The organism is Burkholderia sp. BE17 (genome assembly GCF_009362305.1).
GTDB classification, from domain to species: Bacteria; Pseudomonadota; Gammaproteobacteria; order Burkholderiales; family Burkholderiaceae; genus Burkholderia; species Burkholderia pyrrocinia_C.
Genome location: NZ_WHNU01000051.1, coordinates 1 through 13,158 on the forward strand (window position 1 = coordinate 1; position 13,158 = coordinate 13,158).

The 13,158-nt window shown below is 66.1% G+C and carries 12 protein-coding genes; 5 read left to right on the forward strand and 7 right to left on the reverse strand.

The window, feature by feature from the left end; translation table 11 throughout:
- Positions 1–135: 135 nt before the first annotated feature.
- On the forward strand, positions 136–699 hold the full coding sequence (ahpC, locus tag GD429_RS33625) for an alkyl hydroperoxide reductase subunit C (RefSeq protein ID WP_152863664.1): 564 nt from the start codon (positions 136–138) through the stop codon (positions 697–699).
- A 119-nt stretch (positions 700–818) separates the two neighbouring features.
- The gene (ahpF, locus tag GD429_RS33630) at positions 819–2,417 is read left to right on the forward strand and encodes an alkyl hydroperoxide reductase subunit F (protein WP_152863666.1); all 1,599 of its coding nucleotides are present in this window, start codon (positions 819–821) and stop codon (positions 2,415–2,417) included.
- A gap of 126 nt (positions 2,418–2,543) precedes the next feature.
- On the opposite strand, the gene GD429_RS33635 is transcribed toward ahpF, so the two are convergent.
- Positions 2,544–3,530, reverse strand: coding sequence for a LysR family transcriptional regulator (locus tag GD429_RS33635; protein ID WP_415748969.1), 987 nt, complete (start codon positions 3,528–3,530; stop codon positions 2,544–2,546).
- A gap of 94 nt (positions 3,531–3,624) precedes the next feature.
- On the opposite strand from GD429_RS33635, the gene GD429_RS33640 reads away from it, so the two are divergent.
- The 3 genes from GD429_RS33640 to GD429_RS33650 all read left to right on the forward strand — a co-directional run bounded on the left by GD429_RS33640 (position 3,625) and on the right by GD429_RS33650 (position 7,634).
- The gene (locus tag GD429_RS33640) at positions 3,625–5,061 is read left to right on the forward strand and encodes a YfcC family protein (RefSeq protein ID WP_152863668.1); all 1,437 of its coding nucleotides are present in this window, start codon (positions 3,625–3,627) and stop codon (positions 5,059–5,061) included.
- A gap of 25 nt (positions 5,062–5,086) precedes the next feature.
- Positions 5,087–6,277: a M20 aminoacylase family protein gene (locus GD429_RS33645; protein ID WP_152863763.1), complete on the forward strand. Its 1,191-nt coding sequence runs from the start codon at positions 5,087–5,089 to the stop codon at positions 6,275–6,277.
- A gap of 124 nt (positions 6,278–6,401) precedes the next feature.
- Entirely contained in the window at positions 6,402–7,634 is a 1,233-nt protein-coding gene (locus tag GD429_RS33650; protein WP_193727272.1) for a lipase family protein, read from the forward strand.
- Positions 7,635–7,753: 119 nt separating this feature from the next.
- On the opposite strand, the gene GD429_RS33655 is transcribed toward GD429_RS33650, so the two are convergent.
- From GD429_RS33655 to glnP, 6 genes are all read right to left on the reverse strand, one after another.
- Positions 7,754–8,584 carry an extensin gene (locus GD429_RS33655; protein ID WP_152863670.1) on the reverse strand — a complete coding sequence of 277 codons (831 nt, stop codon included), beginning with the start codon at positions 8,582–8,584 and terminating at the stop codon, positions 7,754–7,756.
- 162 nt (positions 8,585–8,746) lie between these two features.
- Positions 8,747–9,301 (reverse strand): carboxymuconolactone decarboxylase family protein, encoded by a 555-nt coding sequence (locus tag GD429_RS33660; protein ID WP_152863672.1) that lies wholly within the window; start codon positions 9,299–9,301, stop codon positions 8,747–8,749.
- Positions 9,302–9,336: 35 nt separating this feature from the next.
- Complete coding sequence (locus GD429_RS33665) at positions 9,337–10,671, reverse strand: aspartate aminotransferase family protein (protein WP_152863674.1); 1,335 nt, start codon at positions 10,669–10,671, stop codon at positions 9,337–9,339.
- Positions 10,672–10,686: 15 nt separating this feature from the next.
- Positions 10,687–11,736 (reverse strand): C45 family autoproteolytic acyltransferase/hydolase, encoded by a 1,050-nt coding sequence (locus tag GD429_RS33670; RefSeq protein WP_152863676.1) that lies wholly within the window; start codon positions 11,734–11,736, stop codon positions 10,687–10,689.
- 20 nt (positions 11,737–11,756) lie between these two features.
- Positions 11,757–12,485, reverse strand: coding sequence for a glutamine ABC transporter ATP-binding protein GlnQ (gene glnQ, locus GD429_RS33675; protein WP_193727273.1), 729 nt, complete (start codon positions 12,483–12,485; stop codon positions 11,757–11,759).
- Positions 12,482–13,138 (reverse strand): glutamine ABC transporter permease GlnP, encoded by a 657-nt coding sequence (gene glnP / locus GD429_RS33680; RefSeq protein WP_089427778.1) that lies wholly within the window; start codon positions 13,136–13,138, stop codon positions 12,482–12,484. Before glnP ends, glnQ begins: the two co-directional genes overlap by 4 nt.
- Between the last annotated feature and the right edge of the window lie 20 nt (positions 13,139–13,158).

Genomic DNA, 13,158 nt, shown 5'->3' on the forward strand with positions numbered 1-13,158 from the left:
ACCCCACCCAATCAAGGGCCGGAAGCAGATAGAAATTCCCGATGCCCTGGATTGAAACAAGCAATTTCCCAAAGTCAGGGTGAACCCGGATACTGGCAACACTCCACTCACCACTGAAGCAAAGGAAACCACCCCATGCCGATCATCAACACCCAAATCAAGCCGTTCAAGGCAACCGCATACCACAACGGCGATTTCGTGTCCGTGTCGGAAGAAAACCTGAAGGGCAAGTGGTCCGTCGTCGTGTTCTACCCGGCCGACTTCACGTTCGTCTGCCCGACCGAGCTGGGCGACCTCGCCGACCGCTACGCGGAATTCCAGAAGCTGGGTGTCGAAATCTACGGCGTGTCGACCGACACGCACTTCACGCACAAGGCATGGCACGACACGTCGGACACGATCGGCAAGATCAAGTACCCGATGATCGGCGACCCGACGCTCACACTGTCGCGCAACTTCGACGTGCTGATCGAGGAAGAAGGGATGGCGCTGCGCGGCACGTTCGTGATCAACCCGGAAGGCGAGATCAAGCTGTGCGAAATCCACGACAACGGCATCGGCCGCGACGCAGGCGAACTGCTGCGCAAGGTGCAGGCTGCGCAATACATCGCGGCGCACCCGGGTGAAGTGTGCCCGGCCAAGTGGACGCCGGGTGCGGAAACGCTGACCCCGTCGCTCGACCTGATCGGCAAGATCTGACGATCGCGCCGCGCGCCTCGCACGAGGCGTGCGACGGCGGGCCGCCGCATCGCGCGGCCCGCGCCCTCCTCCGGCACGACGTGCCCGACCATAATCATTAATACGGAATCCGAAACGCCATGCTCGACGCCAATCTCAAGAACCAACTGAAAGCGTACCTCGAAAAAATCACGCGCCCGATCGAACTCGTCGCCTCGCTCGACGACAGCGCGAAATCGCAGGAACTGCTGGCGCTGCTGAACGAGATTGCGTCGCTGACGGATCGCGTGACCGTGACCGAACGCCGCGACGACGCCGAGCGCAAGCCGTCGTTCTCGATCGGCGAGCCCGGCAAGCCGGCCGGCATCCGCTTCGCCGGCATCCCGATGGGCCATGAATTCACGTCGCTCGTGCTCGCGCTGCTGCAGACTGGCGGCCACCCGATCAAGCTCGACGACGACGTGATCGAACAGATCCGCGCGCTCGACGGCGACTACGCGTTCGAGACGTATTTCTCGCTGTCGTGCCAGAACTGCCCGGAAGTCGTGCAGGCGCTGAACGTGATGTCGCTGATCAACCCGCGCATCCGTCACGTCGCGATCGACGGCGCGCTGTTCCAGAATGAAGTCGAGTCGCGCCAGATCATGGCCGTGCCGACGATGTTCCTGAACGGCGCATCGTTCGGCCAGGGCCGCAGCAGCGTGAAGGAAATCCTCGCGAAGCTCGATACGGGTGCGAGCGAGCGTGCCGCGAAGTCGCTCGAGAACAAGCCGGTGTTCGATACGCTGATCGTCGGCGGCGGCCCGGCGGGCGCGGCCGCGGCAATCTACTCGGCGCGCAAGGGCATCGCGACGGGCGTCGTCGCCGAGCGTTTCGGCGGCCAGGTGCTCGACACGATGGCGATCGAGAACTTCGTGTCGGTGCAGGAAACCGAAGGGCCCAAGTTCGCGACCGCGCTCGAGCAGCACGTGAAGCAATACGACGTCGACATCATGGACGTGCAGCGCGCCGACGCGCTGATCCCGGGCGACGTGCACCAGATCCGCCTCGCGAACGGCGCGGTGCTGAAGGCGAAGACGATCGTTCTCGCCACCGGCGCGCGCTGGCGCGAAATCAACGTGCCGGGCGAGCGCGAATACCGCAATCGCGGTGTCGCGTACTGCCCGCACTGCGACGGCCCGCTGTTCAAGGGCAAGCGCGTCGCGGTGGTCGGCGGCGGCAACTCGGGCGTCGAGGCCGCGATCGACCTCGCCGGCATCGTGAAGGCAGTCACGTTGATCGAATACGGCGCGCAACTGCGCGCGGACGAAGTGCTGCAGCGCAAGCTGCGCAGCCTGCCGAACGTGACGATCGTCACGCAGGCGCAGACGACCGAGCTGACCGGCGACGGCAGCAAGCTGAACGGGCTCGTCTACAAGGATCTGCGCTCGGGCGAAACGCAGCGCATCGATCTCGAAGGCGTGTTCGTGCAGATCGGCCTCGTGCCGAACACCGAATGGCTGAAAGGCACGGTCGAACTGTCGAAGCACGGCGAGATCGTCGTCGATGCGCGCGGCGCGACGTCGGTGCCGGGCGTGTTCGCGGCCGGCGACGTGACGACGGTGCCGTTCAAGCAGATCGTGATCGCGGTCGGCGAAGGCGCGAAGGCATCGCTCGGCGCGTTCGACCACCTGATCCGGCAGGACGTGACGCCGGCGGCAGCCGCTCAGCCGCAGGCCGAAGAAGCGGTCGCCGCGTAACGCACCTCAGCACATCGTCACAACGGTTTGTCTCTCTTGGCCCCGCATGCCTTGGTCGGCGTGCGGGGTCCTTTTTTTAATCTTTGTCGATTTACGGCGGAACGCAGGTTAAAGCCGCCCCCCTCTTTACACGGTCGACATCAACCTGACGATTTCCCGCCGGAGATAGTTCGCGGCCGGACCGAGCCGCCGCCCGGCGCGAGTGACCACGTAGCGATCGAACGACCGCGCGATCGGATGATCGAGCGGGACCGCGACAACCTGCCCCGCCGCGATCCGCTCCTGGGCGGCCCCGCGCGTCATGAACGCAACGGCGAGATTCTGTGCCGCGATCACGACCGCCGTCGAGAACCTGTCGCAGCGGAACGCGGGCACGTACGTGCGTCCGATATCGGCGAGGATCGCATCGACATGGGCCTGCAGCCCGAACTCGGCGGGCATGAAGACCAGACGCTCGTCGGCAAGCGCTTCCATCTTCACCGATCTGAGCGACGCCATCGGATGATCGACCGAAAAGATCGCGCAGATGGGTTCACTCTGGAACAGCCGGGCGTTCAGTGTCGGATCCGTCGTCGCGCCGATCGATACGCAGATATCGACCTGATCCTCGCGGGTCATCGCAAGGAGTTGCGGCAGCGAGCCGGTGCGCAACTCCACGGTGATGCCCGGATACTTGTCCAGGAAAGGTTTCAGGACCATCGCGACCAGGCTCGCAACCGCTCCTTCGCCGGCCGCGATCGTGACCTGCCCCCGCTTGAGGCCGCGATACTCGTCGAGCTGCGCGCGAAACCGGCGGGCGTTGCGTTCGCAGTCGCGAAAGTAATCGACCGCCATCTGCCCTGCTTCCGTCAACTCCATTTTTCGGCCGCGACGCGTCACGAGTGACAGCCGAAGCTCACGCTCGGCAATGGCCACTTGCCGGCTGATCGTCGACACGTTCACGTCCAGGCCAAGCGCCGCCTGGCGCATCCCGCCGTACGTCGCGATCGCGACCAGGTACTGCAGCGTGCGCTCCGAAAGACTCCGTTCGACCGTATCCAATGCGGACTCCCGTGTTGCGTTCAATGCAACATTTTCGCAGCATCGGACGCAACTTTCCAGGCCGGTTTTCACCGATACTCCGCCCCGGAGCCGTGCAGCGCACACAGTCCGCGCCGGACCGAAAACAGGGTGGCTTACCACTCGACGACATCCACGGAGGAGCAACATGAACGACGTCAGCCGGCCGATCGACCGCGCGGAACAGCCGCGCCAGCCCGCCCGCGCACGCAACGCCAAGGAGCCGGTCAACCCCTATGTGCTGCTGTTCGTCATGTTGATGGCGGCCGCCCTCGCGACCTGGATCGTGCCGTCCGGCGAGTTTTCGCGAACGCTCAGCAACGGCATCAGCTTTGTCGTGCCGGGCAGCCTGAAACCGGTTGCGCAGCACGGCGTGACGCCGGGCGCGATGTTCGTCGCGCTGGCCAGCGGGATGACCACGTCCGCGCCGATCATCTTTCTGATCCTGTTCACCGGCGGCGCACTGGCCGTGCTCGAATCGACGGGCGCCGTTCGCGGCGCGCTCGCGTTGGTCGAACAGGGCGACCGCGCACGCGCGCACATCACCGTCGTCGTCATTTGCATCGTGTTTTCACTGCTCGGCACACTGGGCGTCGTGACGAATTCGGTCGTGGCGTTCGTCCCGCTCGGGTTGCTGCTCGCCGAATCGATGCAGCTACCGAAGGAAATCGGCGCCGGCGTGGTGTATCTGGGCACCTATGCCGGCTTCAACACGGGCATCCTCAATCCGGTGACGACCGGACTGTCGCAGCGCCTGGCCGGCCTGCCGATGTTTTCCGGCATGACGTTCCGCGTGTGCATCTATGTCGCGTTTCTGGCGGCCACCGTCATTTTTCTCGTCGTACGAATCCGCGCCTGTCGAATGAACGGCGCAACGATTTCCGACTCGACGACCCGGGCAGCCGACACGCTGCCGCCCTCGTCAGCGCGACGACTCGACACCCCGCAACTCACTGTCTTCGGCATCGTGTTCGCCTGTCTGGCGGTCTTCGTCTACGGTTCGTCGACGCGGCACTGGGCCGAGACCGAGATGATCGCGATGTTTCTCGTCATGGCGATTGCCGCCGGGATCGTGAGCGGCATGCGCGCGGGGGCGATCGCCGACACGTTCCTGCACGGATGCGGCGGGCTCGTGAAGGGCGCGCTCGTGGTGGGCATGGCACGGGCCATCTCGATCGTGCTCGCCGACGGCAGGATCCTGGACCCTATCGTCAACACGCTCGCCGGCATGCTGGCGCCGCTCGATGCCACGATGGCCGCGATCTGCATGTTCCTGAGCGCCGCGCTCATGCATGTCGGCATCTCGTCCGGGTCGGGCGAATCGGCGGTACTCGTCCCGATCTTCGCGCCGCTCGGCGACACGCTGCACCTGACCCGACAGGTCACGGTACAGGCCGTGCTGCTCGGCGAAGGCTTCATCAACTGCTTCAACCCGACTTCCGGTGTCCTGATGGCTGTCCTCGCAACGTCCGGCATTCCCTACTTCAAGTGGGTGCGCTTCGTCATGCCGCTGCTGCTTGCGTGGTTCGTCATCTGCGTCGTCGCAATTGCGACAGGCGTCGCCATGCATTGGGGCCCCTTCTAGTCAGCCGCTTCTTCCTGGATCGCACATGCTCTTACCCGACCTGAGTTCCGTCTCCGACCTGCAGCCGCTTGCCGACGACATGCGCAAGCTCCGATATACGCTGCATTGCTGCCCCGAGCTGGCGTTCGAGGAGGTGCAGACCGCCGAGATCGTCGCCACGTGCCTGAAGGAATACGGCTACACGGTCGCCACGGGCATCGCCGGCACCGGCGTGGTCGGCACGCTGCGACTCGGTTCGAGCGAACGCCGCATCGGGATCCGCGCCGACATGGACGCGCTGCCGATCGACGAACGCAATACGTTCGGTCACAAGAGCCTCCACCCGGGACGGATGCATGCGTGCGGCCATGACGGCCATACCGCGATGTTGCTCGGCGCGGCCCGACACCTCGCACAACGCGGGCGATTCGACGGCACCGTGCATCTGATCTTCCAGCCCGCCGAGGAGCGCGGCTTCGACAGCGGCGCCAAGCGCATGGTCGAGCAAGGGCTGTTCACGCGCTTTCCGTGCGACGCGGTGTTCGCGATACACAACCACCCGGGCGCACCGGCCGGCACGTTCATGTTCCGCAAGGGGCATTTCATGGCGGCGGGCGACCGTGTCTTCGTGAAGGTCATCGGCAAGGGCGGACACGCCGCGCGCCCGCATCTTGCCAACGACCCGATCGTCGCGGCAGGCAGCATCGTCATGGCCTTGCAGACCGTCGTGTCGCGCAACGTCGATCCGACGCAGTCGGCGGTGGTGACGATCGGCAAGATCGCCGGCGGATCGGCCCCGAACGTGATTCCGGGCGAAGTCGAGTTGAACATCAGCGTGCGATCGTTCGACGCGGATGTCCGCCGGATGCTGAAGGAAAGAATCACCGCGCTCGTGCACGCACAGGCCGACAGTTATGGCCTCCGCGCGGTCGTCGATTATGTGGAAGGCTACCCGGTGGTGACGAACTCCGATGCAGAAACCGCGCTCGCGATCGAAGTCGCGAAAGAGCTGGTTGGCGATGCGCGCGTGACCGAACAGATGGCGCCGTTGATGGGCAGCGAAGACTTTGCCTACATGCTGCAGGCCTGCCCCGGCGCGTTCCTGCGGATCGGCAATGGCCCGACCGAAGGCGGGAATACGCTGCATAGTGCGACCTACGACTTCAACGATGAGAACCTGGTCGTCGGTTCCGCATTCTGGGCCAGGCTGGTGGAACGTTATCTGCCCGTCGCCTGAGCGGCCGATGGCCGCCGTGCCGCATCGCTCGCACGGCGGCCCTTCGTCGACACGCCGTTTGCTCTGCTAACCGGATCGGGCGTAGGCTTCGTCGAAGCTGCCCGGAAACCAAGGAACACCGAACATGCTCGGCACGCCAATCAAACCGTTCGTCATGCTGGCCTTCGGCGCCGCCGTCTGCACGTGGGCACTTGCCGCCGAACCGCTCCCTGTCGGGCGGGACGCCGGCGTTCCGGCCTTCTATACGTGGACCGACACCGTTCCGGCAACGCCCGGACAATTGCTGCGCACCGAGCCGCTGACGCCGGAGCAGAGCCTCGCCGAAGCCGGCAAGAACATCCGGATGCTCTACACATCGACCGACGGCGTCGACGGCCACACGCCGATCGTCGTGTCCGGCGCCCTGTTTCTGCCGAAAGGGCCGCCGCCGCAAGGCGGCTGGCCGATGATGGCGTGGGCACACGGCACCGTCGGCAGTGCCAACGTGTGCGCGCCGTCGCTGGCGCGCCGCAGCGAACGCGACACGCGCTATCTGAACGAATGGCTCGCCCACGGCTACGCGATCGTCGCGACCGACTATCAGGGCCTCGGTGCGCCCGGCGTGCATCCCTATGGACTGACACGCCCGCTCGCGTACAACGTTCTCGACAGCATCCGCGCGGTGCAGCACGGCGGCTTCGACCTGACGTCCCGCGCCGTCGTGTTCGGGCAGTCGCAAGGCGCGCGCGCCGCATTCGCAACGGCCGTCTATGCGAAGTCCTATGCGCCCGAACTGGCTATCGCCGGCGTGGTGACAACCGGCACGCCCTATGCGGCCGTTCGCAACCGCGCGGCCGATGCCGAGCGGGCACACGCGCACAAGTCGGTCGTCCCGACCTTCGCGTACGACATGCTGCGCATCGGAACCGCTGCGTTGCTCGACCCCGCGTTCGTTCCCGCCGACTACCTGAACGACAACGCGATGCCGGCGTTCGAACTGAGCCGGCGCGAATGCCTGCATGCACTCGAAAGCAGGATCGTCGCGGACGGGCTCACGTACGACAGCAGCTTCAAGCGCTCGCCGAAACCGGCGTTCGAGGCGATCCAGCGTGAAGCCGCCTATCCGGCGCTGAAGTCGGACATTCCGATCTTCATCGGAACGGGCGGCAAGGATCGCGACGTGTTCGTGCCGGACCAGGTCGCCCTCGCCACCGACGCCTGCCGGGCCGGCGACCGGATCGAGTGGCATTTTTATCCGGCACTCGACCACTCCGGAACCGTCAACGGCTCGCTTCCCGATTCGACTCGATTTGTCGCACGAGCGTTTGCGGGCGAACACCTCGATGGAAATTGCGCGTCGTTACCGTCGAAACCTTGAACAGGTGCTGAAGCGCATGCGCTGATACGTTTAGCGAACGGCTCGTCGCACACCCCGCCCACCCCCGACGACTCGATCGCGACGCGCATCCGTCATTCGACAGACGCCCGCCGCCGACATCACTTCGCGGTCGCGGGCGGGCTGCCGGTCGACGAATTGAAACTGCTCGACTGCCTGACCAGTTGCTCGGTCATCGCCGCGGCAACCGGATTCGCGCCCGACGACGAACCGCCCTGCCGAGACGAACCGGCGCTTGCCTGCGTCGACGACATCGGCGGCGGCAGCGACGGATCGAGCTTCGCCGATTCCCTGACGAGCGCGGCCGTCTCCGGCGTTTCGGTTTTCGTTTCGGTTTTCGTTGCGGATTTCGGTGCGGCAGGCGTAGCGGCTGCATGGCGTTCGAGGCCGTCGCGCTTGCGCGGCGCGCGTTGCGTGACCTGCGCCGGCGCAGCCGGCTGAGCCGGTTGCGCCTGCTGTGCGGCCGGCGGGGTCGAATCCTGCGCATCGACCGTCACGACGTTCACCTTCGGCGGCGGTGCGCTCGGCTTCGCCACCGGCTGCGCTTTCTCGCTGACAACCGGAACGGCGGGGACAGATGCAGGTGCGGCGCTGACTCGCGCGGGTGCTGCCGGCGCGGGTGCAGGTGCAGGTGGTGGCGAAACAGCCACTTGTTTCTGCGCCGGTGTGGGTGGAGGCGACGGAACAGCCGCCTGTTTCTGCGCCGTATCGGCGTGGGCTGCCGTCGCGGCAGCCGGTGCCGGCGGCGCGATGGCGCCCTGCACCGCGTGATCGTTGTTCGCGGGCGCCGCAGCAACCGGCGCGGCCGAATCGCCGATGCCGGCGTCTTCGATCGCACGGTGGTCCGCGCGCAGCAGCATCACGTATGCAGTGCCGGCAGCGGCTACCAGGAGCCCTCCGGCGATCATCAAGGTCTTGCGGGTACTCGTCATGCTTGCTCACCGATCATATCGACGTGAACAAGCCATCATACGCGGCCATCGGCCGTTGATCCCGCATGAATACATTTGGTTGCATTGATGCCGGCGGCGCGATCGTCAGACGTATCGCGCCGCTGTTCCGGCACGATCAATGCACGGCCATTTGCACGGCGATTACTCCGGAAACGGCAAATCGGTTTGCCCGTCCGCACGCATGCCGAACGTGTTCAGCGTCATCGCGACGAGCGCGTAATAGCCGAGCAGCGCAACGAGATTCACGACGGTTTCGTGGCCGAAGCGCGCTTGCGCGCGCGCGAACGTCGCGTCGCTGATGCGCCGCGTGTCGTACAGCTCGCTGGCGAACGCATGGATCAGCGCATCGTCGTCCGACTCGAATGCAGGTTCGACGCCGCACTGGATCGCCTCTGCCGTTGCGGCAGGAACGCCCGCGTCGAGCGCGATCGGATGGTGGATGTGCCACTCGGCCTGCGAGCGCCAGCGCGCGGCCGTCACGAGAATCGCGAGCTCCGACAGCCGCAGCGGCAGGCCCGTGCGGTAGCGGCAGAACGCGCCGAGCTTCTGCGCGTGCTGGGCCAGCTCGGGGCTTGCGATCCAGCCGAGAAACGGCCCGTTCAGGTTGCCGCGCAGGCCGCTGAGTATGTCGGCCAGCACGGCCTTCTGTGCGTCGGTGGCCGATGCGGGATCGAACGGCGGCAGTCTGTCTGTCATGGTGATTCCGGTATGGGTTCAGTACATCGATGCCGTCACGCGCCGGCCGCGGCGAGCGCCGCGCCGATCGCGCCCGACAGCCGCTCGACGATCGCATCGATCTGCTGCGCGGTGCAAACGAACGGCGGTGCGATCAGGATGTGATCGCCGTGGATGCCGTCGATCGTCCCGCCCATCGGATACACCATCAAGCCGCGCTGCATCGCCTCGCGCTTAACCGCCGCGTGCAGCTTCAGCGCGGGATCGAACGTCGCCTTGCTGTCGCGATCGCGCACGAGCTCGACGCCGACGAACAGCCCGCGGCCGCGCACGTCGCCGACATGCGGATGCGCGCCGTAGTGCTCGCGCAGCGACGCACGCAACTGCTCGCCGCGCGCCTTCACATTGTCTAGCAGATTCTCTTCGGCAATCACGCGCTGCACTTCGAGCGCTGCTGCGCATGCGGTCGCGTGGCCGAGATACGTGTGGCCGTGCTGGAAGAAGCCCGACCCGTCGACGATCGTCCGGTAGATGCGGTCGCTGACGAGCGTCGCGCCGATCGGCTGGTAGCCCGCGCCGAGCCCTTTCGCGATCGTCAGCAGGTCGGGCGCGACGCCGTCTTCATCGCACGCGTACAGGTAGCCCGTGCGCCCCATCCCCGACATGATCTCGTCGAGAATCAGCAGGACACCGTACTTGTCGCACACCGCGCGTATCTTCTTCAGGTACGTGCGCACCGGCGGCACCGCGCCGGCCGTTGCGCCCACCACCGTTTCCGCAACGAACGCCGCGACGTTTTCCGCGCCGAGTTCAACGATCTTCTGCTCGAGCTCGTCCGCGAGGCGCTGCGCATACGCTTCGTCGGTTTCTCCCGCCTGCTGGTCGCGATACGCGTAGCACGGGCTCACGTGATGCGCTTCGATCAGCAACGGCAGGAACGGCTCGCGCCGCCACGCGTTGCCGCCGATCGCGAGCGCGCCGAGCGTGTTGCCGTGATAGCTCTGGCGCCGCGCGATGAAATGGCGGCGCTGCGGCTCGCCCTTCTCGACGAAATACTGGCGCGCGAGCTTCAGCGCGGCCTCGATCGCCTCGGAGCCGCCCGATACGAAATACACGTGTTCGAGGCCGGCCGGCGCGCCGTCGACGAGCCGGTCGGCCAGTTCCTCGGCCACGTCGGTCGTGAAGAACGACGTATGCGCGTACGGCAGTTGCTGCACCTGGCGCTTGATCGCGTCGATCACGCGCTGGTTGCTGTGGCCGAGACACGAGACGGCCGCGCCGCCGCATGCGTCGATATAGCGTTTGCCGGTCGAGTCGATGATCTCGATGCCGTCGCCTGCGACGGCGACGGGCAAGGTCGCGCGCGGAGCGCGATGAAAAACGGTCGTCATGCGTTGCCTCATGGATCAGGACGCGCCGTGCGCGCGCCCGGACGGCACGATGCGCGTCGCGAAGCGCTGCGTGCCGTGCTGGTGAATGGTGAAATCGATCGCTGCCGCGCCGATCGCGAACACCGCGGTTGCGAGCGTGTTCTCGTCGTCGGGGTCGGCCGGGTCGTCGCGGTAGATCGGCAGCCCTTCCGGCGCGCGATCGCCGAGCACGCGCAGCAGCGCGGCTTCGTCGATCGCGTCGATGCCGGGTGTCAGCGCGTCGACGCGCCGCTGGCGGTCGGCCGACGATTGCGTGACGATCTGTGCTTCCGCTTCGCAACCGGGATGCACGAGATGGTTCGCATGGCCCGCGAGCCGCGCGACGTCGATCGCCGAACAACGCGCGGCGCTCGCTTCGATGCTCAGCAGCCGCGCATCGCCGGTCGCGCCGAGCGTGTGATGAAAGCCGCTCGCGCGTGCATGCAGGCGCAGCACGTCGGCCGCCGCGTCGAGCGACGTCGCGTCGAGCACGGCGCGCGCGAGGATCATCCGCGGCACGCCCGGTGCCGGCGTGCGGATTCGCAGGTTGTTGATCGCCTGCGCGATGCCCGCGCGGTTCGCGGCAAACGTATGGCCCGGCAGCGAACCGGGGTAGTAGAAACTGATGAAGCCCGGCTTGCCTGCCGGCTGCACGTCGACGAGCAGGCAGCGCTCGCGCAGGAACGGGTCGCCGTCCTCGTTGTGCGCGATCCAGCGCGTGCCGTCCGCGCCGCGCGCGGCGAGCGTCGTGCAGCCGTCCGGCGCGTTGTGGATCAGCTCGCCGCGGCAGTTCCACAGAAAGATGTCCTCGGCCGGCCAGCCGATGCCCGCCGCGATCCCGTCCAGTTCCGCGACGAGATCGGGATATGCGGCCAGCGCGGCCTGCCGCAGCGTATCGACGAACGGATGGCCGCGCCAGCGGCGCACGGCCTGCCACGCGCTGCTCTGCTTCATGTACGCATCGAACACGGGACGGGCGAGTTCGCCGAGGCGCACGCCGATGTCGAACGGCGCGCCGGCGATGACGGGGGTAAGGGAAAGCGGCATGTCGAATGTTTCGGTTTCGTTCAGGACACGTGTTTCAGGAACTCCTTCAGGCGCGGCGTCGGCGGCCGGTCGATCAGGTCGACCGGATGGCCGTCCTCGGCGATGCCGCCCTGATCCATGAACAGCAGCCGCGTGCCGACCCGCTTCGCGAAGCCGATCTCGTGCGTGACGACGATCATCGTCATCCCTTCGGTAGCGAGATCCTGCATCACTTTCAGCACTTCGTGGCGCAATTCCGGATCGAGCGCCGACGTCGGCTCGTCGAACAGCATCAGCCGCGGCCGGATCGCGAGCGCGCGCGCGATCGCGACACGCTGCTGCTGGCCGCCCGACAGCTCGGACGGGTAATGATTCGCGCGCGATTCGAGGCCGACCTTGTCGAGCAGCGCCATCGCCTGGTCGCGTGCCTCGGCGCGCGATGCGCCGCGCACCTGGGTCGGCCCGAACATCACGTTTTCGAGCGCCGTCATTTGCGGAAACAGGTTGAACTGCTGGAACACCATGCCGGCTTCGAGCCGGATGTTGCGGATCGTCGTCGCGTTGCCGCGCACGCTCTGGCCGTCGACGAGCAGTTCGCCGCCGGTGATTTTCTCGAGCGCGTTGATACAGCGCAGCATCGTCGATTTTCCCGAGCCCGACGGGCCGATCACGACAACCACTTCGCCCGCGTCGATCTTCAGGTCGATACGCTTCAGCACCGGCACGTGGCCGAAGCGCTTCGACACGTTCTGGAATTCGATCATGCTCATAGAATGCGCATCCTCTTTTCGACGAGCCGCAGCGTCAGCGTCATCGCGCCGGTCAGCAGCAGGTAGATGACAGCCACCGCGCTCCAGATCTCGACCGCCTGGAAATTGCCCGCGATGATTTCCTGGCCCTTGCGCGTCAGTTCGCCGACGCCGATCACGATGAACAGCGACGTGTCCTTCAGGCTCACGATGCACTGGTTGCCGAGCGGCGGAATCAGCCGCCGGAACGCCAGCGGCCCGACCACCTTCAGCAGCACGCGCGGCATCGACAAGCCCATCGCGAGCCCCGCTTCCGTCAGCCCCTTCGGGATCGACAGCAGCGCGCCGCGCACCACTTCCGCGAGATACGCGCCGGAGTTCACCGTGATCGCGATGATCGCGGCCGTCAGGCCGTCGATGCGAATGTGCGCGAGCAACGGCAGCGCGAAATACAGGAACATCACCTGCACGACGATCGGCGTGCCGCGGATCAATTCAATGTAGACCTGTGCGAGCACGTTCATCGCCTTCGGTCCGTATGCGCGGAACATGCCCGCGACCATCCCGACGATGAAACCGCCCACCAGCCCGAAAAATGCGATGAACACCGTCAACCGGACCCCGTCCATCAGGTCCGGCAACGCCGCCCAGATCGCCGACCAATCGAAATTCACTTGTCGCTCCCCGTTCGAAT

Bases quoted from the DNA above. Each gene is read 5' to 3' on its own strand.
- ahpC (WP_152863664.1), top strand. From the start codon at position 136: ATGCCGATCATCAACACCCAAATCAAGCCGTTCAAGGCAACCGCATAC.
- ahpF (WP_152863666.1), top strand. From the start codon at position 819: ATGCTCGACGCCAATCTCAAGAACCAACTGAAAGCGTACCTCGAAAAA.
- GD429_RS33640 (WP_152863668.1), top strand. From the start codon at position 3,625: ATGAACGACGTCAGCCGGCCGATCGACCGCGCGGAACAGCCGCGCCAG.
- GD429_RS33645 (WP_152863763.1), top strand. From the start codon at position 5,087: ATGCTCTTACCCGACCTGAGTTCCGTCTCCGACCTGCAGCCGCTTGCC.
- GD429_RS33650 (WP_193727272.1), top strand. From the start codon at position 6,402: ATGCTCGGCACGCCAATCAAACCGTTCGTCATGCTGGCCTTCGGCGCC.
- GD429_RS33655 (WP_152863670.1), bottom strand. From the start codon at position 8,584: ATGACGAGTACCCGCAAGACCTTGATGATCGCCGGAGGGCTCCTGGTA.
- GD429_RS33660 (WP_152863672.1), bottom strand. From the start codon at position 9,301: ATGACAGACAGACTGCCGCCGTTCGATCCCGCATCGGCCACCGACGCA.
- GD429_RS33665 (WP_152863674.1), bottom strand. From the start codon at position 10,671: ATGACGACCGTTTTTCATCGCGCTCCGCGCGCGACCTTGCCCGTCGCC.
- GD429_RS33670 (WP_152863676.1), bottom strand. From the start codon at position 11,736: ATGCCGCTTTCCCTTACCCCCGTCATCGCCGGCGCGCCGTTCGACATC.
- glnQ (WP_193727273.1), bottom strand. From the start codon at position 12,485: ATGAGCATGATCGAATTCCAGAACGTGTCGAAGCGCTTCGGCCACGTG.